This window comes from Peribacillus sp. JNUCC 23, assembly GCF_053653995.1.
The window spans coordinates 2,771,087-2,795,507 of record NZ_CM132202.1; the positions used below are offsets into that span (position 1 = coordinate 2,771,087).

24 protein-coding genes and 1 riboswitch are annotated in these 24,421 nt (G+C 36.9%); of the genes, 3 read left to right on the forward strand and 21 right to left on the reverse strand.

What is annotated here, in order from left to right:
- Window positions 1-88 precede the first annotated feature (88 nt).
- The 7 genes from JNUCC23_RS13425 to prsW all read right to left on the reverse strand — a co-directional run bounded on the left by JNUCC23_RS13425 (window position 89) and on the right by prsW (window position 6,133).
- Window positions 89-670, reverse strand: a complete 582-nt coding sequence (locus tag JNUCC23_RS13425) for a lysophospholipid acyltransferase family protein (protein ID WP_454216069.1) — start codon at window positions 668-670, stop codon at window positions 89-91.
- A 2-nt stretch (window positions 671-672) separates the two neighbouring features.
- Window positions 673-1,347: a (d)CMP kinase gene (gene cmk, locus JNUCC23_RS13430; RefSeq protein WP_403070559.1), complete on the reverse strand. Its 675-nt coding sequence runs from the start codon at window positions 1,345-1,347 to the stop codon at window positions 673-675.
- Between the two features lie 397 nt (window positions 1,348-1,744).
- Window positions 1,745-1,930 carry a YpfB family protein gene (locus JNUCC23_RS13435; protein ID WP_403070556.1) on the reverse strand — a complete coding sequence of 62 codons (186 nt, stop codon included), beginning with the start codon at window positions 1,928-1,930 and terminating at the stop codon, window positions 1,745-1,747.
- A gap of 143 nt (window positions 1,931-2,073) precedes the next feature.
- Entirely contained in the window at window positions 2,074-2,733 is a 660-nt protein-coding gene (locus JNUCC23_RS13440) for a flagellar brake protein (protein WP_403070553.1), read from the reverse strand.
- 245 nt (window positions 2,734-2,978) lie between these two features.
- On the reverse strand, window positions 2,979-4,331 hold the full coding sequence (gene ypeB / locus JNUCC23_RS13445; protein ID WP_454211893.1) for a germination protein YpeB: 1,353 nt from the start codon (window positions 4,329-4,331) through the stop codon (window positions 2,979-2,981).
- Window positions 4,332-4,344: 13 nt separating this feature from the next.
- Window positions 4,345-5,205, reverse strand: coding sequence for a spore cortex-lytic enzyme (sleB, locus tag JNUCC23_RS13450; RefSeq protein WP_454216071.1), 861 nt, complete (start codon window positions 5,203-5,205; stop codon window positions 4,345-4,347).
- Between the two features lie 262 nt (window positions 5,206-5,467).
- Complete coding sequence (gene prsW / locus JNUCC23_RS13455) at window positions 5,468-6,133, reverse strand: glutamic-type intramembrane protease PrsW (RefSeq protein WP_062178561.1); 666 nt, start codon at window positions 6,131-6,133, stop codon at window positions 5,468-5,470.
- A 112-nt stretch (window positions 6,134-6,245) separates the two neighbouring features.
- Between prsW and JNUCC23_RS13460 the strand changes: the two genes are divergently transcribed.
- On the forward strand, window positions 6,246-7,217 hold the full coding sequence (locus JNUCC23_RS13460) for an asparaginase (RefSeq protein WP_062178558.1): 972 nt from the start codon (window positions 6,246-6,248) through the stop codon (window positions 7,215-7,217).
- Between the two features lie 41 nt (window positions 7,218-7,258).
- On the opposite strand, the gene JNUCC23_RS13465 is transcribed toward JNUCC23_RS13460, so the two are convergent.
- From JNUCC23_RS13465 to JNUCC23_RS13510, 10 genes are all read right to left on the reverse strand, one after another.
- Window positions 7,259-7,588, reverse strand: a complete 330-nt coding sequence (locus tag JNUCC23_RS13465) for an HXXEE domain-containing protein (protein WP_454216072.1) — start codon at window positions 7,586-7,588, stop codon at window positions 7,259-7,261.
- 293 nt (window positions 7,589-7,881) lie between these two features.
- Window positions 7,882-8,850, reverse strand: a complete 969-nt coding sequence (locus tag JNUCC23_RS13470) for a YpdA family putative bacillithiol disulfide reductase (protein WP_454211896.1) — start codon at window positions 8,848-8,850, stop codon at window positions 7,882-7,884.
- Between the two features lie 188 nt (window positions 8,851-9,038).
- The gene (locus tag JNUCC23_RS13475) at window positions 9,039-10,316 is read right to left on the reverse strand and encodes a Glu/Leu/Phe/Val family dehydrogenase (protein WP_062178549.1); all 1,278 of its coding nucleotides are present in this window, start codon (window positions 10,314-10,316) and stop codon (window positions 9,039-9,041) included.
- A 447-nt stretch (window positions 10,317-10,763) separates the two neighbouring features.
- On the reverse strand, window positions 10,764-11,339 hold the full coding sequence (locus JNUCC23_RS13480; RefSeq protein ID WP_062178546.1) for an adaptor protein MecA: 576 nt from the start codon (window positions 11,337-11,339) through the stop codon (window positions 10,764-10,766).
- A 453-nt stretch (window positions 11,340-11,792) separates the two neighbouring features.
- Complete coding sequence (locus JNUCC23_RS13485) at window positions 11,793-12,599, reverse strand: metallophosphoesterase (RefSeq protein WP_062178543.1); 807 nt, start codon at window positions 12,597-12,599, stop codon at window positions 11,793-11,795.
- A gap of 322 nt (window positions 12,600-12,921) precedes the next feature.
- On the reverse strand, window positions 12,922-13,380 hold the full coding sequence (locus JNUCC23_RS13490) for a YpbF family protein (protein WP_062178540.1): 459 nt from the start codon (window positions 13,378-13,380) through the stop codon (window positions 12,922-12,924).
- A 68-nt stretch (window positions 13,381-13,448) separates the two neighbouring features.
- A complete protein-coding gene (locus tag JNUCC23_RS13495; RefSeq protein WP_454211899.1) occupies window positions 13,449-14,069 on the reverse strand; it encodes a LysM peptidoglycan-binding domain-containing protein in 621 nt (206 codons plus the stop codon).
- The gene (locus JNUCC23_RS13500; protein WP_454211901.1) at window positions 14,066-14,665 is read right to left on the reverse strand and encodes a CPBP family intramembrane glutamic endopeptidase; all 600 of its coding nucleotides are present in this window, start codon (window positions 14,663-14,665) and stop codon (window positions 14,066-14,068) included. The genes JNUCC23_RS13495 and JNUCC23_RS13500 overlap by 4 nt, the downstream gene beginning before the upstream one ends.
- Complete coding sequence (locus JNUCC23_RS13505; protein ID WP_454211903.1) at window positions 14,646-16,172, reverse strand: RecQ family ATP-dependent DNA helicase; 1,527 nt, start codon at window positions 16,170-16,172, stop codon at window positions 14,646-14,648. The genes JNUCC23_RS13500 and JNUCC23_RS13505 overlap by 20 nt, the downstream gene beginning before the upstream one ends.
- The gene (locus JNUCC23_RS13510; RefSeq protein ID WP_454211905.1) at window positions 16,169-17,239 is read right to left on the reverse strand and encodes a helix-turn-helix domain-containing protein; all 1,071 of its coding nucleotides are present in this window, start codon (window positions 17,237-17,239) and stop codon (window positions 16,169-16,171) included. The genes JNUCC23_RS13505 and JNUCC23_RS13510 overlap by 4 nt, the downstream gene beginning before the upstream one ends.
- Window positions 17,240-17,531: 292 nt before the next feature.
- Here JNUCC23_RS13510 and JNUCC23_RS13515 point away from each other — a divergent pair, with 292 nt between their 5' ends.
- Window positions 17,532-17,780, forward strand: a complete 249-nt coding sequence (locus tag JNUCC23_RS13515) for a ferredoxin (protein WP_062178524.1) — start codon at window positions 17,532-17,534, stop codon at window positions 17,778-17,780.
- A gap of 152 nt (window positions 17,781-17,932) precedes the next feature.
- On the opposite strand, the gene JNUCC23_RS13520 is transcribed toward JNUCC23_RS13515, so the two are convergent.
- Window positions 17,933-18,514 carry an ECF transporter S component gene (locus JNUCC23_RS13520; protein ID WP_403070522.1) on the reverse strand — a complete coding sequence of 194 codons (582 nt, stop codon included), beginning with the start codon at window positions 18,512-18,514 and terminating at the stop codon, window positions 17,933-17,935.
- A 170-nt stretch (window positions 18,515-18,684) separates the two neighbouring features.
- A riboswitch (FMN riboswitch) is annotated at window positions 18,685-18,815 on the reverse strand.
- 351 nt (window positions 18,816-19,166) lie between these two features.
- On the opposite strand from JNUCC23_RS13520, the gene serA reads away from it, so the two are divergent.
- The gene (gene serA, locus JNUCC23_RS13525) at window positions 19,167-20,744 is read left to right on the forward strand and encodes a phosphoglycerate dehydrogenase (RefSeq protein WP_454211908.1); all 1,578 of its coding nucleotides are present in this window, start codon (window positions 19,167-19,169) and stop codon (window positions 20,742-20,744) included.
- A gap of 192 nt (window positions 20,745-20,936) precedes the next feature.
- Here the strand turns inward: serA and JNUCC23_RS13530 are convergent, their stop codons facing one another.
- From JNUCC23_RS13530 to JNUCC23_RS13540, 3 genes are all read right to left on the reverse strand, one after another.
- Entirely contained in the window at window positions 20,937-21,095 is a 159-nt protein-coding gene (locus JNUCC23_RS13530) for a hypothetical protein (RefSeq protein ID WP_157279413.1), read from the reverse strand.
- A 459-nt stretch (window positions 21,096-21,554) separates the two neighbouring features.
- On the reverse strand, window positions 21,555-23,330 hold the full coding sequence (locus JNUCC23_RS13535) for an ATP-binding protein (protein ID WP_454211910.1): 1,776 nt from the start codon (window positions 23,328-23,330) through the stop codon (window positions 21,555-21,557).
- Entirely contained in the window at window positions 23,327-24,046 is a 720-nt protein-coding gene (locus JNUCC23_RS13540) for a response regulator (RefSeq protein WP_062178515.1), read from the reverse strand. The genes JNUCC23_RS13535 and JNUCC23_RS13540 overlap by 4 nt, the downstream gene beginning before the upstream one ends.
- Window positions 24,047-24,421: the final 375 nt, after the last annotated feature.

The following is a 24,421-nucleotide window of genomic DNA, read 5'->3' on the forward strand; positions in this document are numbered from 1 at the left end:
TAAAGATTTTATATTAATTCATAATTCGGAATTAATCCCCTATTTATATAAACTCTAATAAAAACGATAAATTGTCAAGCAAGATGAATTATTTATGCTCATTAATCAAAGTTTGAATTTCATTCATGATAGCCTTCGTTGCGACATCTGCTGAAACCTTCTCTTCGCGCAATTTTTCAAAATCCATCGGTTTTCCAAAGACAATTTTTACAGGTCTAAACATTTTATATGGACCAATAATTGCACATGGAAGAACTGTTGCTTTTGATCGGAGAGCGAAAAATCCTGCTCCCGCTAATCCCTCACCTAATTGACCATCCTTACTTCGTGTTCCTTCCGGGAAAAGCCCTAATACTTGCCCATCTTTAAGTATCGCTAGTCCTTTTCGTAGTGCTTCCCTGTCACTCAATCCGCGTTTCACTGGAAATGCATGAACTTTAGGTAATACGCCCTTCAAAATAGGAATCTGAAACAATTCTTCTTTAGCCATAAAGTGAATGTCTCTTTTCGTTGCAATTCCAACCATTGGTGGATCTAGGTTGTTAATATGGTTGGTACAGATTAGTACGCCACCCCCTCCCGGGATATTTTCCTTTCCTATCGCTTTAGCCCTATAGAATGGCAATAGAACAATTTTTACAACGTTTTTTGCAAATGTGTAAAAATTCAAATTCATCTTATCCTTTCTTCTATGAGCGAAATAATTTTCTTTGCTACCTGTTCGATCGACATGGAGGTAGTATCTAGTTCTAAGGCATCTTTCGCCTTTCTTAATGGTGATACTTCCCGTTCCGAGTCCAGCTTATCACGTAAAGCAATCTCTTCTTTTAATTTCTCTATATCTGCTGAAAATCCTTTTTGTGAATTTTCCTGGTATCTACGGTTTGCACGCTCTTCTACTGAAGCAATTAAGAACACTTTTACTTCCGCATCTGGAAGGACATGTGTGCCGATATCCCGTCCATCCATGACAACACCGCCGCCTTTTGCTAGCTGTTGCTGTCTTGTGACCATTTCTTCTCGAATCGAACGATGCTTAGATACTTCAGAGACAGCAGCTGTCACTTCGTTATTCCTTATTTGTGCTGTGACATTTTCACCATCAAGAAACACAAGTTGTCCATGTTCACTTGGCATTAATTCGATTTTCGTTTGTGTCAGCAAAGAAAAAAGTTCTTGTTCTTCTGTCGGATTGATTCGTTCACTAAAAGCTTTATATGTTAATGCACGGTACATTGCACCTGTATCCACATAAATATACTTAAAATTTTCTGCCACTATTTTTGCCACGGTACTCTTCCCCGCTGCTGCAGGTCCATCGATGGCAACAGATATTTTTTTTATCATAAATCCTCCTAAAATCCTATCTAACGCTATAATATCTTATCCTCTTTATTTTATCACATTCACTTAAGGAAACAGAAATACTTTTGCCTAACAAATAAGAATTCATCTTCTTAGGTAACATACTATTAAGAGGTTGTTCAAACGTTTTTAGCTCATTCATGTATAATAGCGGTGCCATACATAAAAAACTAAATGAGCTTTTTAAACCTCTAAGAGGATGTTCAAAAGCCCGGTAAAAAAGCTTGCGAATTGCATCAAAGCTCTGTCTCTCTGGTCCTCGCGTATTGTTGCATACATGCAGGTCTCTCGAGATGCGCTCCTCGAACTTCTCGGCTCTTTTTAAACACGCACTCTAAGGTTACTTCAACAAAAAAAAAGCGAAAAAACCCGCTTTCTTTTAGTCTTGCAAATCATCAAACGTTTCAATGACTTTCGTATAATTATTGCTATTGACCCCTTCATACCGAGCAAGTTTTTTAAATTGAACAAAAGTGTCTTCACGATTCAAAAAAAGTTGACAGGCAAGTAAGAAAATCAATTGAATCCAAATCAATTTAATAATAAATCGTTCTACTGTTTTCAAAATTGTTCAAATCCTCCATCCGCGATCAAGCCTTTCTAACAGTATGGAGTAATGATATGTTATTCATTCAATTTCTTTACGAAATAATGATATATAATACTTGTTAACTAAACCATATGTTTAGCATGAGAAGTCTAACATTTTTAGATAATTCCCCGCTTCTTTAACTCCAGTTGTTTTTCAAAAATAAAACGCATGAATAATTTAGTATCGGTATCCGTTGCATCAATAAATTGAATCGAAAGGATATTTTTCCCTTTCTGTTCATCATTTAAGCGAGTGATTCTTCCCTTCATGCTTAGATAATGAATTTCTCCTGACTTCAAGGGCAAAACGAGCCATAATTTTACGTTGGTAGCTTCTTTTATATCTACATTTTTCGGTAGCCTTATCGCTACTCCACCGGCGCTTATATCTTCCGTAATGGTTTTAAAAGGTAAAAATTCATTTTTTTGTGGATGGACAGCTGCATCCACTGAGACCTCCAGTCTTACATATTGTCGTCTCTGAATTCGAATGAAAGTATTCTCCGGAGGTAATAATAATTGAATCATTGGAATTCTTACTCTAATCCTACCTAGCACCTCAGATTCAAAAATATGAACAGCTTGATCTGAATCAGTAATTGTAATCTCCAATTGCATACCATCTGGCAAAAACGCAATCTTCCCGGTCTCAACATTCACCGGATAATCAATAAATAAACCGCCATCCTCTATCTCTACTACCATTGCTTTATACACTTCTTCAGTCATAGAAAACCTTGACTTTATTAATATAGCGTCCCCGATATTAATCATCATTTCACACTTCCCTATAATAACTTGTTCAACATGAGGCTTTCTTTCTCTATTTCCATTATTATTACATGAAAACAAAAAAAGGAAAAGCACATACGTACTCTTCCTTTTTTTATATGAATAATATGCTACAAAAACGATCCATGTGTTTGTATGAACCAAAATGTGAGGGAGACTCCTCTATCGTATACGAGTTATTTAGATCATTCCCCATACAAAATATCACGTCATAATGCTAAATTCGTTTCTTACAATAGATTTTCATACACCGGCTCAGAATTTTTCAATTTTTCCACTTTTTCTTCTCTGCCCGAATTAGCATTGATAAAAATCCGATACGTATCTTGATTAATGGTTCCTAAAAATTCATAACAAAGCACTTCTTGATCAAGATCATTGACTATTAACGCTTTTCTTTCCTCCATAATGGTTACTTTCTGATTAATTTTTGTTTTTGCTTCTTCAACAGATAGTGCGGCTTTGGGAATATCACGTTTTTTATGTGATTGAAAGAAGTCATCAGCTGAAAAACCAAGCACTGATCCATCATCAAGTGCAATCTTAATTTTCACTGAATCAGGATAGATTCTTATACCATCCTGTAAAGTAACGAAATTAAATAATCCTATATGATCATATTGAGCACTTTCAAACAAATCCAGTGATTCAAAATCATTTTCTTTTAGAAATTGAACCGCTTTTTGACTCGCTTTATTTAAATCCAATTTACTGTTCTGAATATCACGGTTGTTAATATACCAGACTGGATATCCGCCTTTTTTAGTTATATCCATATCTACTTCGGTATTAGTACCTGTTTCAAGGAGACTTATACTATAGAATTCATATTTCGCACCTTTTCCATTTTCTTCAACTCTTACCTCGATCGGCTCTTTCATTTTTGCATATTTTTTCGCCTTTTGAACCGCCTCTTTTTTCGAAATAATCTCACCTTTTAAGTTTTGATAGTTTTTATTTTCTTGCTTATTACTCGTATAAGTGGGATCTCCTGTTTGGGATTCAGAGTAACCCGACACTGTTTTTTCAACCGTTTCGAAACCATCAATAATCGTGTTGTCCGTATTCTCTTTCCCTGACGCTAAAGCCATTTCAACGTCCATCCAACGAAGATTATTCTTAATAACAAGATGTTGAACCTTTCTTAGTTCCTTTTGAATTTCTCCAGCTTGGCCGTAAAGTGTTTCAAGTCTAGTGTATTCCTTATCATTAAGCGGTTCTTTTTCCAAATCTCTAACAGCAGTTCGATAGCTAAAATCACCGATATCTGACAAGAACTCTTCGGTTTTATTAAATGGAAGTAATGTCAATGGAAGTTGACCTACATCATTTTGTGCTTCAGATGTGATTCTCCAAACATCTGTAAGGGCAGGACTAAGAGATGTCCGTGAATTCATTGCTAATGTATTACCAATCTTATCTTGCAAAATATCTACCTGATACGATAAATCATGAAATGCACGTTGATACGTATTTTCAGCATTAATCAAGATTGCGTTTTTTTCCTTATGTTCTTGGTAGCCCCAAAATCCAGTACCTGCTACAGCTAATACTAATACACCAATCACTACGTTTCTAATCAATTCGTTTCACCTCTCAATGACAGAAAATATGTTTGCCGATTTGTTTAATTTGGGGTCTTGTCCAAATCCATTTACTTGTTGCTGTTTGTGGGTTAAAGTAATACTCAGCATTTCCACTTGGGTCCCAACCATTGATTGCGTCAATAACTGCTTCTTTTGCTCTTTCATTGGGAGTCAACCAAATTTGGCCATCCGCTACAGCCGTAAACGCTCCAGGTTCAAAAATAACCCCAGATATTGTATTTGGAAACGAAGGACTATCCAGACGATTTAAGATTACAGCAGCAACTGCAACCTGCCCTATATAAGGTTCACCTCTAGATTCACCGTACACTGCATTCGCTATTAATTGGATATCATTCTGTGAATATCCAGCTGGAAGATTCGAAGCAGTATTCGTTTTTTGATTGCTTTTGGTAGCTTGTTTCGTACTAGTATTCGTTTTCCCTGCCGTGTTCGTATTCTTCTTATTTGTATTCGGCTTAATTTGCTTTTCAATATCTACGCCACCATAATACGTAAACTCGTTGCCTTTTTGAATTTGTTCATGGACAAATTTTGCATTAAAATTCGATGCATCTGCAAGCTTTTTTTTCGTTGTAAAACCAGCTAAACCATCAATAGGTAGCCCAAAGCTTTGTTGGAAATTTCGCAAAGCCCAATACGTTCCCCACCCATATACCCCGTCGATTTTCCCATGATAATAGCCGATATTTTGCAATCGAGCTTGAAGCTCAATGACATCGTCTCCGACCGCACCTTTTTGGATAACTTGGCTCGTAAAGGCCGAAGCATCATAGTTAGAAAATGCTAAGCAACAAACAGCTAAAACTGTCGCTATTACCCCTTTCCATTTTGACGAAATTCCTTTCATCAACTACACACCCTCTTTTTCTTATGATGTAATGTATACCTATTTTCTTCTTAAGGGCCGTTTTTATTCCAAGATAAGTAGAAAAAACCTTAATAGCAAAAAGAGGAAAACCAAATGGTCTCCCTCTTTACTCTCTTTTAAATGATTTGAGCTGAAAAATCGATATTAGGATTGCCTATTAGAGGTTGTTCAAAAAGTCCGGTAAAAATAGCTTTCGAATTTCTCGGCTCTTTTTATCCTCCTTTTGAACACACACTATTATTTAAAAACTTGTTGAATCATGAAATTGAGATAGACGTCGTGCAGTTTTTACTTTTTTCAAAGCTAACCACCAAAGAAAAATCATAAATGGCAAAATCAAATAAACCCAAAATCGATCTATTAAGAGAATAAAGTCATACAATCCATGAAGAAACACCGATATTCCTAGAGATAAGAACAAGAATAGTTTTTTATGTGTGTTGGAGAATTTGGCTTTACCCAAATAGTACCCCATGATTACACCGAATAATGCATGACTAGACACAGGAAGTATCGCTCTTCCTAATGCATGCTCAACTCCATTCGCAATTAAATATAAAATATTCTCCATCGTCGCAAACCCTAGTGAAACAGAAACACCATAAACAATTCCATCGTACGGTTCATCAAATACAGCGAACGGATAAATAATATACAGAAGAAAAAACCACTTCATGAATTCCTCCAGCAGTGCAGCTTTTAGAAATGCTTCGCCAAATTGGGATGTAAAGACATTTTCCGTTTGCATCACGTATTGGAGAAACATAATCGGAAGCACTAGAGAAACGCCATATAAAAACGTCTTAAACACGGCTGAAACCGGTTCAGAGTCATATTGATCTTTCAAATAAAAGTAACTCAGCAATGCTAAACCAGGTGCAATGCCTGCAGTTAAAATGACCAGCATGGCTGACCCCTTTTCTTATCTTTTATTTAATCGTATCATGGAATGAGGAAAAAGAAAATGACAGCTTAATTTCTGTGATTGGCTTTTTTAATGAACCTGGAGGTGACGAATTATGAAAAAAAATGTGTTAATTATTCATACAGGTGGGACGATTTCTATGATGGAGGATTCGGCTGGCGCCGTAAAATTAGCCAATGAAAACCCAATTAAAATAACGTCTGAGACGATTCATGATATGGCGAATTTAATCATCAAAGAGCCTTTTAACTTGCCTTCGCCACATATCACTGCTACCGAAATGCTTTCAATTAAGAAGCTAATAGAGGAATCAATCCAAGATGCGCCAATCGACGGAGTTGTGATCACCCACGGTACAGACACTCTTGAAGAAACAGCCTATTTTCTGGACTTGACGATACAGACGAATATCCCTATCGTTGTCACAGGTGCTATGCGCTCAAGCAATGAAATCGGCTCTGATGGATTATACAATTTCATTTCATCCATTAAGGTTGCAATCTGTGATCAAGCGGTTGGAAAAGGCGTCCTCATCGTCTTAAATGATGAAATTCATACAGCCGCTAACGCTACCAAAACGCATACTAGCAATGTTTCCACTTTTCAAAGTCCACAATACGGTCCAATAGGGATCGTGACCAAGCGTGCTGTTTTTTTCCATCATCATCCTGAGCATCAAGAAAAGTATCCGATGGAAACCGTTTCAAAACGAGTAACCTTGCTTAAAGCACACGCTGGAATGGACTCTACCTTATTTTATGCATTAAAGGAGATGAATATTGATGGTTTAGTCATTGAAGCTCTAGGCCAAGGTAATATGCCTCCCGAAACGATGAAAGGAATCGAGGCCCTATTAGCGGCAAATATTCCTGTTGTGATCGTCTCCCGCTGCTTTAATGGAATCGTACAAGATGTGTATGGATATAACGGAGGTGGGAAGCAGTTGAAGGATATGGGGATCATTTTCTCAAACGGTCTCAACGGTCAGAAAGCACGGATCAAATTATTGATTGCCCTACATAACACGGAATCTCAAATAGAAATCCAGCGAATGTTTTCTCTGTAAATTTAAATGGATGACTCGTTTCAAAGTAAAATAACCATAGATTAAAACAATAATTCGGAAAACCAAAGGGATAAAAGTGCAAAAGGAATTTGTAAAATAAAAACTAAACATAGAAACCACATAAATTTTTTCATCGTTATTAATTTCTCTTTGAACAAGTATGTAAGAGTAAAAAAAGAATATGGATAGATGACAAGTATCGATGTAATGATACCTGGAACATAGTTTTTTATAATAATGAATTGAATGAAGCGACTTACACCGTTGGCTAAAAAGAGACCTGGTACTAAAATTGAAAAGAAAGTAAGAGGCTCCATTCCTAAGAATACTTTCTTCTTTAAAGCTTGATAGCATCCAATTACTGATATGATCCATAATAGTAAAAAGGCAAATGTAAACTACCTTGTTGTTAGACGGAAAGAATTCGTATCGGAATGATTAAAAAGGAATGTCTCTACAGTCAAAATTTCTTCCAAATCGTGAATGAAATAAAAGAGCAGACATAGCAACATTAATCGATTTAATTTCGCAAATTTGCTACTTGGGACTTTATCTAAAATCACCCCAAATGAATCTAGAATATATTTACGTATGTATGGAATATCTAAATAGAGTGCTCAATCGAATTTTGGTTTAGCACTCTATTTAGATTGGCATATGCGAATTAGAGAATTTTAGAAGCAATATGTGTAGCAATCATTCCACCATGGAAACGACCATTTTCAATAAAGATTTCATTCGCATTATTTCCAGCAGCAATAACCCCAGCAATGTATATTCCAGATACATTCGTTTCCATTGTCTCATGGTTAAATATTGGTCTGCCATTCTCTTCTTGAATGTGAATCCCCATTCTTTCTAAAAAGGAATAATCCGGATGATAGCCTGTCATAGCAAACACATAATCACTTTTAACTGCTTCGACACACTCAGTCGTATGATAGATTACTTGGTTTTCTGTGATTTCATCAATATGGGCCCCAAATTCCATTGTGATTGTCCCATTTTTAACTAGTGATTCGAACTCTGGTAATATCCACGGTTTAATGCTTGGAGAATATTCCATACCTCGATAAAGAACAGTAACCCTTGAACCGGCCTTTACGAGCTCCAACGCAGCATCAATACTTGAATTTTTTCCACCAATCACTGTTACATCTTTATCAAAGAATGGGTGACCTTCCTTAAAATAATGCGATACATGCGGAAGATTTTCACCTGGAATATTTAGATAATTCGGGTGGTCATAATAACCAGTTGCGACAATAATGGCTTTCGCCGAATAGGTTGCTTTAGAAGTAATAACGACAAAGGTACCATTCTCTTCTTTTTCAACATTGGTTACATTTTCAAATGATGATATTCGTAATTGTTTTCTCTTCACTACTTCTCGATAATAGGCTAGCGCCTGATTCCGGACTGGTTTTCTATTTTCTGTAATAAAAGCAACATCGCCAATCTCAAGTTTTTCACTCGTGCTAAAAAACGTCTGATGAGTGGGGTAGTGATAGATAGAATTCACAATATTGCCTTTTTCAATAACAAGTGCCTGAATTCCTTCATTCTCTAAAGCAATGGCTGCAGCGAGGCCACATGGTCCCCCGCCAATAATAATCACTTCTTCTTGAATCATGTTTTACCCTCTTTCTTGTATCAAAGCACAAGTCGTCCTCTTATCGGCTTTTGATCTTGAACCGATGGCGCATTGTGCCTGTTTGCAGATGTGATTCCATATATTTCAAGAAACTTTTCAAAAAAAAATCTCCTTTTCATTAAGAATAGGAGATTTTGTCACTTTCATCAATCAATTAAGCTTAAGACTTAAATCCAACCGCGGAAACGTGAGGCCTCTGCCATTTTTCTTACCCCTACCATATAGGCAGCCAAGCGCATATCAACACGTCTTGTTTGTGCAGTGTCATAAATATTATTGAACGCTTTAATCAAGATTTTTTCTAGTTTCTCTTCTACTTCTTCTTCACCCCAGTAGTACCCTTGGTTATTCTGAACCCATTCAAAATAAGAAACGGTAACTCCACCGGATGAAGCAAGTACGTCTGGTACAAGTAGGATGCCGCGGTCAGTTAAGATTTGTGTAGCTTCCATCGTTGTTGGACCATTAGCTGCCTCGACAACAATCTTCGCCTGTATATTGTGAGCATTATCTTCTGTTATTTGGTTTTCAATAGCTGCTGGCACAAGAATATCACATTCAAGTTCTAACAACTCTTTATTTGTAATCGTATTCTTAAATAACTTGGTAACCGTTCCAAAACTATCACGGCGATCAAGTAAATAATCAATATCCAGTCCATCCGGCTCATAAAGGGCACCATAAGCATCAGATATCCCTACGACCTTCGCACCTGCATCATGCATAAATTTCGCAAGATAGCTTCCAGCGTTACCGAATCCTTGAACAACGACGCGTGCACCTTTTACATCGATGCCTTTTTTCTTAGCCGCTTCATGAATAACAATTGTAACCCCTTTCGCCGTAGCTGAATCACGACCGTGTGAACCACCTAAAACAAGCGGTTTACCCGTAATGAAACCAGGGGAGTTGAATTCATCCATTCGGCTATATTCATCCATCATCCAAGCCATGATTTGTGAGTTGGTAAATACATCAGGAGCAGGGATATCCTTCGTTGGTCCAACGATTTGACTAATCGCACGCACATAACCGCGGCTTAATCTTTCTAGTTCACGAAACGACATATTACGAGGATCACAAACGATTCCGCCTTTTCCTCCTCCATATGGTAAATCAACAATTCCACATTTTAAGCTCATCCAAATAGATAATGCCTTCACTTCTTTTTCAGTCACATCTGGATGAAAACGAATTCCACCCTTAGTAGGACCTACCGCATCATTATGTTGAGCACGATATCCAGTGAATATTTTTACTGAACCATCATCCATTCTTACTGGAATCTTCACTGTTAACAAACGCAATGGTTCTTTAAGCAGCTCATAAACTTCCTCAGGATAACCAAGCTTGTCCAATGCTTTATGTATTACAGTCTGAGTAGACTTCAGCACATCATATTCTTGTTCTTGGTTAGTATGGTCAGTACCTTTCTCGGCTACCATCTGTATACCTCCTAGAATCTTCAGTAATTACTTTGAGTCATCTTTCATACAAAACGTAAAATGGCTTTAAAACGCCACTAGTTACAATGAAGGATAGATCATTAAGCACGCTACACTCGCTAAAATCACAATGGTGGCGGTGCAAAGCCGGAATATCGAATGCTTTCTCGTTAATAAATATAAGTATACCGTTAAATGGATTAGCTATATGAGTAAGTCGCGAAGCCCTGTCCTCATGTCCTTCATTCAAAAGTATACACCTTTGTATCATTTCTGCAAAGCATTAAAATTGGAAAAAGTCGAATAATCACAAACTTCCTGAAAGCGGCATCATTTATCTTACTCTATCCTACGTAATAAGACAGTTAGACCTTGGATTTACAAAGTAGGAAAGAGCAATTGAACGTTGTTTTTCTTGCCATTGCTCTTTACCTTTCCATAACATAATTATTTGGAAAAATACTTCGTAAGTATTAGATGAGCGTTTTCAGGTATAATACAATTTCCATACTCCTTTAATCTAGATATAGTCAACGTAGACGCATACCCATATTCAGCAGAAAGCGAAATGATCGTATCATACGACTCTTCCGGCACCTTTTCAATCAGAAAATAATATTGACTCTCAAATTCATAAAGGGTTATGCAAACATTCATTTGTTTTACACAATGCGCGAGTTGAATAACTGCTTCAATGTCTGCAAACGTATAAAGTATATAAGGATGTTCACCAATCCGAACATCTAAATCCAGGTATTCATCTTCATCAGTCAACATATCTTCCTCGTTCTTAGACACAACAATAATTAACCCTTGTGCCTGTAAGGAAAAAATCTCAACCGCAATTGATCCGCTCATTTTAAAGTTCATTTCCTCACATGCTTCTTCCACCATTTCCTGAAAAAGTTTGTGAATCTTGAGTGAATTAGCCTTAATATCTTCTATGGTTATCCCTCGATCAAACAAGTCATCGAACGTTAAAAATATTTTAATCTTGTTATTCGTCAGTCGCTCAAGCTTCATAAAAGAATGCCCCCTGAATAACCATTTTCATACATCATATGAAAACGATTAATCACGGTGCATATCCATTTTCGCTTCTAATTAATCCTTCATTCTCATCTTCGATTCCGACAAGTATATCAGGGTTTGTATGTTTCACTTTTTCCACCAACTTAAAAATGTCTGTTCAATGTTCAGACAATACAAAAGACCATTATACTAAATCTGGTTTAACATTTTCTAATAGAGGTTGTTCAAAAAGTCCGGTTAAAAAGCTTACGAATTGCTTCAAAGTTCATTAATGACCTCCTGTTCAAATCGCTCAGTCCTCTCGAGATGAGCTCCTCGAACTTCTCGGCTCTTTCATCCCCCTTTTTGAACACGCACTAATAGAGTGGCATTAAATCCTTTCAATCAACACTTAAAACAAGGTAAATCAAAGAATAAAAACTCGTAAATTGACATTTGTCCAAGCTACAGTTCAATGATTTTTGATTTATATTCCGTATCCTTTCCATTTTGAAGCGTCAGTAAATGGGTCTCTGGCTTTGCCCCCAGCCGTAATGGTATCGTACTTGTTCCATACCCATTACTCGTTAAAAAAAGCGATTTTTCAGTTTTAGTTATTCCTCCATGCTCATATGGTCCGATTCCAAAAATCCTAATTTGTCCGCCATGAGTATGACCAGATAAAACAAGATGAATATTATGGCTTCTTTTCACCTTATTGACAATAAGTGGGTTGTGGCTAATTAAAATTCTAAAATCAGTCGCTACAGCATCTTTACGAGCTAAATCATACCTCGCCTTTTTTTCACTTATATCCTCAATACCAATTAACGTAATCTTTTGATTTTCTGATACTGTAAGCCTCGTCGATTTATTATTAAGGACTGTCACCTTTTGCCTCTCGAGTATATTCAGTAATTCTTGCTCATTTTGTTCATAATCATTATTTCCCCATACGAAATAGACGGGGCCTATTTCTTTTAGTTTTTTAATATTCGCAGTCACCCGATTCCACGGAACTCCTCCTTCTCTTAAATCACCACCAATGATGACGATATCCGCTTTATTACGGACATAATCGATTAGCTTAGGTGACACCTTTCGCCTATGTATGTCAGATATAAAAAATAAAGAAATAGGATGTGCTGATTCCGAGAAATCTTCAAAGTTCAAGGATTGTACTAAAATTCTATTTAAAAATGCCATTCGCCACATATACCCGATCAGGACTATAATTATGGCGAGACCTATAATTATTCCGTTTTGAATCATCTATTGACAGCCTTCCTTCTCATCACTTACCATTTGATTTTAAATAAAAATTGTATGGGATAAAACGCCACCATTTTCCATGAAGGATCAATCATTACACAGCTACACTCACCTCATCACAATGGCGGCGGTGCGGAGCCGGAATTTCGGACGCTTTCTTGATTACATAAGTATACTTGCTAAGTAGATTGGCTATATGAATAAGTCGCGAAGACTAAGTCCCCATGTCCTTCATACAAAAATAGGCTGACCCAAAGTCAAAGAGTCATGCCCCTGATGAAACAATTTACATGTTATGTTGGAAAGCACGTTTATTATAGCTCTATTTACTTTCATGATACAGATTTATATCATAATTTTTCTTCATCATTTCAAACACCTTGTGCCGATTTTCCCATTTCATCTCAGGTTTCCACAGCTCTTTGCTTTTATGAATGATTTCTTTTCTCATTGTATGGTATTCCAGCTCTGCTTTATCAGCCTTTTTCTTCATGATACCCATGTAACCGTACAAGCCCACTGTCATTAGTAAAAATAGCATATGCGTAAACTGATCAACAAACGCAGAAAACATTGTGAAAAAAGAATAAGAATAGGGAATAATTATAGCAGTGTATAGGTAGGCAAACAATGAGCCTGCGGAAATAATTGTTGCCCACATCGTCATGGTATGCTTTTTTTTCAATGCCTCAAATTTTCTTTTTCGCTCTACTACATGCTGCAACATTTGTTTCGTCGCCTGATCAGTATTATCGTCCAATAATAGGATGGCTGACTCCATTTACTTCCCCTCCAATGCGTCTACACCATCACTATATGTGCATGTCCCAAAACTATGACTGAAAACTCTTATTCATTTTCCTTTAAAGGGATTTTTAAAACTTGACCTACCTGTATTTCATCTCCCTTTAAATGATTCCATTCTTTAATCTGTTCGATACCAGCAGCAGATTTATAATAGTTCGTTGCAATAATAAACAAACTTTCATTTGGAGAAACGGTATGATAAACAATTTGGTACCCATCTTTTGCGTCCTGTTTTTTGTCTTTCTTCTCTTTCCTTTCTGAAACAGATACCGAAGATTTCTCCACAGGTTGTTCAATTTCTTCAGGTAGGTTAGAAACACCAGGGACTGCTTCCTTATCATTCGTTTTTTCTTGCTCTGAATCTATCGTTTCGTTTGATTCTACATCGTTTATGCGCTTTGTAACTTCTACTGTTTCAAATCCACTTGTTTTCTTTTGTGGAGTTAATGAAATTGGCTTTTCTTTTTCTAAGTATGGTAATAAAAAATATATCGCAATAGGCATAGCAATAAAGAAAGCAGCTAATATCTTAATTAACGGAAACCTATTCTTCCGCTTTTTTTTCTTTTTCGCTCGAAGTTCGCTCCTGGTTGGTAAAGGTTTCGCGTTCTTTCTTACATTATTTTCTTGAAACTCGTTTGGTGTATTATCGGGATGCATCATTCTTCCCTCTTTCTATCAAGGTTCTTTCCTTTTGTCATCTTAATTATTAGCCCTAAAATGAAATCAATCGTGAAATGCATACTAATCGTCACATATAAATTACCTGTCATTTCAAAAATGAAACCAATAAAAAAGCTTAATAAAATAATATTGGCGAATAAAAATGGATGAAACAAATAGCGATAATGAACAAGGGCAAAGAGAACACTTGTCCATATTAATCCAATATGGGTTTGTAACACGCCTCTGAACAGAACTTCCTCACTTATTGCAACCGATAATGCGACCACGGCAATCATCGGATAGGACAAACTCGTGAAAATTCTTTCATTGATTCCTCCATCATTGTGATACGCTTCTGGCAAGAGTTTCATCATCACTAAATCTAGCAAAACAACAGTGATTCCTGCACTAACTCCAATATAAATTATTTTCCATTCCATTCGAAAAATTTTCGTGAATGATGAAAAGTAATCAAATAGAATGAACCCAAGTATAGCAGAAATAACCAAAAGTAGAATCTGTGTTAAAAATAATTGCTTATGTAGCTCTTGATTGGAAAGCCGTCCAATGAGCTCAGCTTGTTTGTTCTTCATTGGTTTTTGCTTCTCCTATCAAAATGGCAGCCAATTCCTGCTTCCATGTTTTTTTCAACTCTTTAACTATTAGGTCATCATGTGGTAAGGATGCTAAAAGCTCATCTGTCACCACTTTGCAACGGTCACAGCAAGTTTGATTTTCTTCTGTCATAGCCACATCAAAGTAAGACAGAATATTTACCCGTCTGCAGCCAGAAACGGAAACCCAACGAAAGAAACGCTCAAGTTTGTTTTGATTTTCAAACCTTCTCTCATTAGCAATTTTCTTTAACTTCTTAGTTATTATAAACGGATCTTCACGTTCAAATTCTTTTACAAAATGCGTAATCCATCTCCACTGCACATCTGTCAATGCATGCATTTCTCTTAATTCTATTTCTTGCCTTGGTTCAATATTCCAAATACCTACTTCAAGTTTATGAAGAGATGCACAAGTCTCTTCAATTTGATAAAGTGTAGGCAACTGCTGCTCTGCTAGATGGAGTGGTAAACCTTCATCACCGTCACAATACAATAGAATGGCTGCACTTTGCTTCCCGTCACGGCCTGCTCTGCCTATTTCCTGTAAATAAGCTTCCATCCCTCCTGGCAAATGAAAATGAATAACGACTCTTACATTATTTTTATTCACACCCATACCAAATGCAGAAGTCGCACAAATGATACGTAATTGTCCATGAAGAAACTGCTGTTGAATCAGCATCCTTTGCTCTTGTTCCATCCCTCCGTGGTAATAATCAATATCCTTAACACCATTTTCTTGTAAAAAGTTCGTAACAGATTCTGCCGCTTTCTTACTTGAAAAATAAATAATCCCCGATCCATCAAAGCTGTTTACTAATTCCTTGAGCCTTGCAAGCTTTTCAGCATACGAAGAGAGCTCCTCAACAATATAAGCAATATTACTGCGATCCACAGAAGTAATGACTTCCTTTGTTTTTTTGAGTTTCAGCTTCTCTTTAATATCTACTTGAACCGTTTTTGTAGCAGTTGCCGTCAATGCCAACGTAAGAGGATTGTTCAATTTACTCCTTATATTTCCTAAGTTCAAGTAATCCGTTCTGAAATCATATCCCCATTGTGAAATACAATGCGCTTCATCAATAACGAACAATCCAATTTCAAGTTTCTGCAATCGTTCGATAATACGAGGAATGGCAAGCATTTCTGGCGATAAGTAAATAAAGCGATACGAGTCTAAACGCTCAATCGCTTCCCTTTTTTGAACCGATGTCAAAAATGAATTCAGTGTAATTACACTTTTTTCGCCTCGCATTTTTAGCTGCTCCGCTTGGTCCTGCATAAGAGACAGTAAAGGTGATACAATTATAACTGCTTTATTTAATACATAGGCTGGAAGCTGATAGCATAATGATTTCCCAGAACCAGTCGGTAACATTGCCAAAGTATGATTGCCCTCAAGTAGAGATTCGATGACTTCTTTTTGACCTGGACGAAACATATTATAACCGAATTGTTTGACTAAAATTTCTTCTATATTCATTTATTATCACCTGCTTTTGCCAGGACAAGGCGGATTTGAAAATAACTGATTTCATCATTGGCCACGATTTCTTTAACAGCACGTAATTGTTTCGTTCGACTCGTTTTAGCAGCTATTCTTATTGCTTCTTCAATTTTTGGAGACATAAAGCGCGAAATATTAAACCGTGGATCAGAGTAGGCGAGCTCCACAATATGATCTTCAATTGTACTTTGCTTTAATCTTCGAATAAAGGCAATCTCCTCTAACGATTTCCCATCATATAAATACTTTAAAGTCCTTTGCGTCGAGTTAGTTAACTGAGTGTGCGAATTGCCTTGAACATCTTTAATAATGCTGTATAAATAAGGATACTGCACTGATGAGTCATCTATTTGCTGTAACATAAAATGAATCGTTCCGAGAAATAAGTACCGCATATACCACTCGTCATCATGTAATTCTTTGGCGATTTGCGAATAAGTTCTTCCTATACGATGAATACCTGTTAATCTTTTTACAAAAACGTCTCGTTCCTTTTCCGGTCTTTTTTCCAGAAGCATAGATAATTCGTCAAATAAATGACGCCCAATTTCCACTCTACTTTGCCGATTTTGGGCTAAATACCGTTTGACCCATGTTTGTGTTTGGAGATCCCTTTGAATCGGATAGAAACGATTTTGCTTGTGAATAATATGTGATATAGTTTGAATCAAGAGGCTTAATCTGCTCCAATACGATTGGGTACGATTTTGAAATCTGAATCCATTCAACGTTTCTGGGAATGGATACTTTTTCAGATGCTGTTGCAGTAGTTCTTGACCGTTCGAGGTTACCAGATAATAGCCATTTTGAGGTAAAGTGATAAGTAGCCCTGATTGAAGCAGATTATCTACAGTTATTTCAAGCTGTATTCTCGAAATATCAGGAAATGTACCTAACAGATTCGTCAGTCCAAACAGATGAATATCTTGAATCGTTTGAGACGATTTTTTCCCCTTTAGCATATGTAAAATAGCATAAACGGAGCGTTCTCCATTAAATATACGAATACAATATAGGACGATCATTTCAAAGTAATTTTGCATTTTTTACATTCACAACCTTGTTATAATCTCTACCTTCTATCATTGTACCAAAACATTGAAGTCTATTGGTTATGAAACCTGATTGATTTTAAAAAACTGGCCGTTTTTTTTATATCAACATTAAATTTGTCACAAATTCATATCGTTTCGTTTGACAAAACCTGATACAAAAAGTGTTTTCATTACATTTATATTGAAAATTTCTACATTCAGTTTTACAATAAGGAAGTATGCAAGGGCATGAACCAATTTTAAAGCAGAAAAGTGCGGATTTACCGGGAGGAGTTTTATAATGGCTAAATATACAATCGTTGACAAGGATACATGCATCGCTTGTGGTGCTTGTGGAGCTGCAGCGCCTGACATTTATGATTATGATGATGAAGGCATCGCCTTCGTAATACTAGATGATAATGAAGGAACTGTTGAAGTTCCTGATGTTCTTTTAGATGATATGATGGATGCTTTCGAAGGCTGTCCAACAGATTCCATCAAAATTGCAGATGAATCATTTGATGGAGACGCTACTAAATTTGAGTAAGCACAAATAAAAGCGAACAACTTTGAAAAACTCCACCTTACACATGTAAGGTGGAGTTTTTCAAAGTAAATATTAATCAATATTGTTAATAAAAAAGAGGCTGCCGCAATAGGTCAGACCCTGTTGTGACAGCCTCTTATCATCTATTCGCTTCAAGCATTATGAGATAATGCTTGTTTATCAATCCAAGTTTTCATTCTAATGTAAAGCAGTGTAAATACGATTGTGATCAATCCACCCTTCAAAATGTTGAATGGAAGGATTGCAGTCGTAACAAATTGTCTTGTTTCCTGAGATGACATGGCATCCCAGTTCATAAATAGCGTATACGCTGGAAGAATCACATAATAATTTAGCACACTCATTAATAAAGACATGATAATCGTACCCGCAACTAAAGCAATTGTCATTCCGTGTTTTGAATTTAATACTTTAAAAATGTAATAGGTTGGCAAAACAAATAGAACTCCAGCTACAAAGTTAGCAATATGCCCTACAGGCACACCCGTCGGACTTCCAATCATGACAAAATCCAATACATTTTTCAGCAATTCAACGATAATCCCTGCAATAGGACCGAAAATCAGCGCAGCTATTATGGCCGGAATATCACTGAAATCAATCTTTAAAAACGGTGGTAAACCAGGGAATGGAAAATTTAATACCATTAACACATAAGAAATACTCCCCAACATTGCCAAAATAACCAGTTTCTTTACATTGTACACCTTCATAGATCTCTCTCCTTCTTTTTTGTGATCTACCCCACGAAAAAGAGGATTGGTTCCATCGAAATTATTTGCGACCATTCAAATACCCTTTAATTCATAGAACTAAAGGGAGCTTTAAAGGTATCGTCAAATAAACGTTCAATTCAAGTAAAATTGAACATTTCGAAAGAAACCTCCATCTTCTCCCATCCAGACTATACTGTCGGCTTTGGATTCTCACCAAATCAACCCGAAGGTTCGCGGGCTTTGAAGGTGTCCCTTCATCACCGCCGGTGGGGAATTACGCCCCGCCCCGAAGATAGACCTATTCGATTTTTTTTCCGTTTCCGAAAATGTGTTTCAAGTAGTAGAATACAAGAAATATTATATGCGACCAGATTAGCCTCTGTTACCTATCTCTTAAGTTGGAGAACGAACTGCTACTAATCTATTACACATACATTTTCAAATATCCATACCATCTTGATTGGTTTTAATTTATCATCGAATGAAAAAAAAAGCAAGGATTTAAATTTGCACTATGATCAAATAAGTGTTAAATGATGAAATCTTCCTTGTTTTTAACATGTGAAAATTTCTAAAATTGACACTTGTATATCCATCCTGTAGAATTAACTGAAATTTAAGTTAATTATTTTAGAGGGGGTGTTTTGTTTTGTATCAGATTTTAGTTGCGGACGCAATTAAACCAGAGGGACTAGGGCCATTATTAGTAGCACCTATGGTAAAGCTAATTGAAAAAACAGTAGAAGAAGCCAAAAACGAACTTCATGAAATAGATGCGATCCTCGTTAGAAGCGCAACGACTGTAACTGAAGAACTAATTTCGTCTATGCCAAATCTTAAAATCATTGCTCGTGCTGGAGTCGGTATCGATAATATCGATGTCCCTGCTGCTACTAAACGCGGAATCATCGTTGTCAATGCACCAGACGGGAATACAATATCTACAGCTGAGCACACTTTTGCTATGATGGCTTCTCTAATGCGTCATATTCCTCAAGCTCATGCCTCACTTAAGAATGGGGAATGGAAACGATCTTCTTTTACAGGTACAGAGCTTTATGGGAAAAGTTTAGGGATTGTCGGAATGGGCAGAATCGGCAGTGAAATCGCGAAACGTGCAAAAGTTTTCGGTATGGATGTACTCGTCTATGATCCATTCTTAACGACGGATCGGGCGAAGAAAATGGGGGTTACTCCGCTTGAGCTGGCAAAACTATTAACCTTGGCTGATATTATCACAGTGCATACCCCTCTTACACCAGAAACAAGAGGTCTAATAAATAAAGAAAATTTATTAACATGCAAAAAAGGTGTTTATCTATTAAATTGTGCTAGAGGCGGCATTATTAATGAAGATGATTTGTACGAATTGATTGTCATGAGACATATTGCTGGTGCTGCCATTGATGTTTTTGCAGAAGAACCACCATTGGGACATAAATTACTCGAACTTGATTCAGTTATTGCAACACCTCATCTTGGGGCATCGACCAAAGAAGCCCAATTAAATGTAGCAACTCAAGTTGCCCAGGAAGTCCTATCCTTCCTTACTGGCAAACCTGTCACGAATTCGATTAACCTTCCGGCAATATCCAAAGAAGTGTTTGCTAAGGTTCAACCTTTTTATGAACTAGTAAAACAGATGGGATCGATTATCAGTCAATGTATGCCTGAAGGAATTCATGAAATCTCGGTGAATTATGCAGGTGAAGCTTTGGATTTTGATACAAGTATTTTAACAAAAAGTTTGCTATCTGGGTTCTTCAAGTCCAGATTAGATGTGCCCGTCAATGAAGTCAATGCTCTTTTGATTGCTAAAGAACGCGGTCTGACAATTGGCGAAAAGACTTCCCATGATACGTTTGGGTATAGTAACTTAATTACCGTTACAGCCAAGGGAGATAACAAACAACTTGGCATTAGTGGAACATATGTGGAAAACTATGGTTCACGCATCGTTCGTTTGAATGATTTCACAATAGATTTCCATCCTGAAGGAAATCTATTGTATGTCCAGCATATGGATCGCCCCGGGGTCATTGGCCGTGTTGGTAAAATAATCGGTGACCATGGTGAGAATATTGCGACCATGCAAGTCGGTCGTAAACAAGCTGGTGGGGAAGCCATCATGGTTCTCTCTTTTGATAATCCATTAAGTGATGACATGCAAGAGAAACTAAAACAACTTGAAGATATTACATTCTTATATCGAATCACGTTACAATGAAGTAACTAAATATCGCCTAATGAACAAAGAGGCTGTCCCATAACAAAATGATCAGAACCCACATTTACTATATATCGTTTATATGACAGATTAAACGGTGTATAGAGTATGAGGTCTGACCATTTGGGGATTTCCTCTTTTGCCAATTCATGAATCATATCGTGTCGTTACTCATCGTCAGAAACACAAAATTCACATGAAGTATCCGTATTTGTCCTTCACATTTTCGTTAAGATTTCTTGTAATGAATCCTTCGTCTACTTCATGCTTACCTTTCCCACCAATAAACATCAAACTGATACAAATTCCAAAAATCAATACAATCAACAAACGTTTTCCATAATCTAGCATATCTATCCCCTCACATAAATTTCATCAACTCTCTATTTGTATGAGAAATGATTGATATGTAGACCACTTCGTTCATTTTTTATTCCGGATAACAGGCTGTAATCTCCCACCTTCGCTTCTTCAATTCCTCTAAGCCTTAAAGTAAAGGGTTCATGCGGATTAAAATTATGATGAGGATTCATGCTGTTTCCATAGACAAATAGAGGATAGCACGAACCGCCTCCTCTAATGCCTTACTCGTTTGTATAGCAGTAGACGGTATAACTTAAAACGGTTACCCATTACATCGAATAGTAAACTAGATTTCGTATGGACATCTACTATTATGTTGCTCCGATCTCCCACCTAATTGAAGTCAGTTTCTCTGTTTGCAATCAATCTACCTTAATACTAGGAAAGGTGTTTTAACGCCATGAAAGTTTCTTATGAAACAAGATTTTCCGGCAAGATTTTCGTGTTTTATTCATTTTCTTTCATTTTTCGAGGCAAACTAAAAGTAAAAGTGGTTCCAACTCCAATCAAGCTGTTCACCGATATTTTCCCATCATGTGCATTGATAATATTTTTAGCGATAGAAAGCCCCAGACCTGTACCTGAACTCCCTCTAGTTCTTGCTTTGTCTGCTTTATAAAAGCGTTCGAACACAAAGGCTAAATCCTCTTTTGGAATTCCAGAACCTGAATCTTTCACTTCTATCATCAATCCATGGCGTTCATCTAGTCGTTGAATGATTTCAACTCTTCCACCAATCGGCGTATGACGAATCGCATTATCAATTAAATTCGTCAATACCTGTTCAATTCGGTCAGGATCGAACGTCCATTCAAGATGCGGATTTCTCAATGAAGTTATCAAAATAATTTCTTTTTCCTTAGCAAGTCCCGAAAATTTATAGACGATTCTTTCTAAGTAATCTTCCATTTGGATCCAATCACAACAAAGTTGCATATTTTCCGATTCTAATCTGGCTAAATCAAGCAAGTCGTTAACGAGTCGTCCCATTCTGAGCGATTCATCATAAATAACCTTTGCCATTTCCTTTTTGTCTTCTTCATTTTCAGCAATATCATCAATGATTGCTTCACTATACCCTTGAAGCATACTAATTGGTGTTCGCAATTCGTGGGAGACATTCGCAATGAAGTCAGTACGGAGTTTATCCATTTTCCTTTCATCCGTCATATCACGGATAATCGCAACTGCACCTCGGATGCTCTCACTTCCATATAACGGACTGACGATTAACACCCAATCATGACCTTGTAAAGAAATTTCACCAACTTGTTCTTTGTCAAGTAGCTCCGAGCGATCAAATAAATTCATGAGTACAGACGGAACCATTCCATTATTCTCAAGTTTCTCGAAAGTCCAACTATGCAAAAAACGCTCTGCAGGCGGGTTTGTTTGCAAAATGGTTCCATCTCTATTAAACGTAATGACTCCATCTGCCATACTTCTTAAAATGCTAGCTAGATGCTCTTTTTCTTGGTTTAAGGCACTCATGTTATTCTTCAACTGTTTACCCATTTGGTTAAAAGCAATCGCCAATTCACCAATCTCATCATCTGTTACAATCGGTACTTTTGTATCAAACTTCCCCTTAGCCACTTCAAATGCTACTTCCCGCATTTTCGTTAATGGAGCATTGATCCTCGTTGATAAAAAGAACGCAAAGATTGTTGTGAGGATAATTGCGACTCCAGCTGCAAGCAAAATGAACTTTGTAGTAGATGTAATGGCTTCTTCCATTGTTTCTAACGATTGAAAGAGAAAGACTTCATCTTGTTGACCATTTAAATCAAGCGGAACCCCAACAACAATGGCTGAAATCTTTTGATTACCAACTTTCAGTGGAAGCAGCAGTTCTTTCTTCACCATTTCCCTTTTTGTGAAAACCTTGATTAGATTAGGGTCATTTTTTAGAAATTCTGGATTAACACCGTATTTCTCCATTGCTTCTGAGCTGAAAATAATGTTCTCATCATTCAAAACGAGCATTTTGGTTTCTATACCGATCATTTCCGATGCAATCTGTAAAACTTCATCTGTATCAGCATGGGTATTGGTTATCTCGACAATACGTTTTGCGGTCTTCATTAAATTATTTTCAACTTCATCAATTTGAAAATTCCCAAAAAACTCGACGAGTAAAATCGTTAAAATGATTAAAACGAGGGATACCAATAATAAAATGGTCGCCCATAACTTGCCAACTACACTTCTCCATAGCTTCATTCTTGTATAACTTCGAACTTATACCCAACACCCCATACGGTTGTTATCATCTTAGCTGCATTTTCCGATATGCGATTCAACTTTTCACGCAGTCGTTTTACATGGGTATCTACAGTTCGAAGGTCTCCAAAAAATTCATAATGCCACACTTCTTTTAGTAATTGCTCACGATCAAACACTTTGTCGGGAGACTTGGCCAAGAAATATAATAATTCATATTCTTTTGGAGTCAATGATACTTCTACCCCATCAGCAGTTACACGATGTGCATCATGATCAATTGTTAAATGAGGAAACACAATAACATCCTTCGTAGCAGTATCAGGTTGTACATATGTCGTACTTGAAGCGGTACGGCGCAACAATGCTTTTATCCGTAGAACAACTTCTCTAGGGCTAAATGGCTTCACAATATAGTCGTCTGTGCCTACTTCAAAGCCCTGCACTCGATTAACCTCTTCTCCTTTTGCCGTAAGCATGATAATAGGTGTCGCTTTTTTTTCTCTTAATTCTCGACACACTTCGATTCCATCTTTACCAGGCATCATAATATCTAGAAGAATTAAATCATAATCAATTGCGATTGCCTTCGTGAGCGCAATATCCCCATTTTCCGCCTCATCAATTTCATAGTTTTCCCTTTCAAGATACATTCGTAATAAGCGACGAATTCTATCTTCATCATCTACAACTAAAATTTTAATCGGATTTCCCATGTATGTTTGCACCCTTTCTTACCTCTATTCTACAAAATGAAAGCGGGCATTTCTATTCTCTTTCTGCTTTTGTACGAATGAATATTATGTTTGTCACAAATCTTTCACTTATTCAGGCTTTCATGTCCTATTCTACTACGAGTACAACAATCTTTTTTTAATACTATTAAAAAGAGATTATTGGCCTATTTGTGTCAAACCAAAGTTTCGCAGGCCTTTTAGCAAAGCCTATAATAAAGTGAAACTTCAATCAGTGGGGGGTTCTTCATCCCCACTGATTGTTAGTTGAACCAACCGGGCTTTTACGGGCAGTTGTCCCCCACCTACTCTTCTTCGTTTCCTCTAAGCCTTGAGGTGGGGGTCTTACTGCCCGTT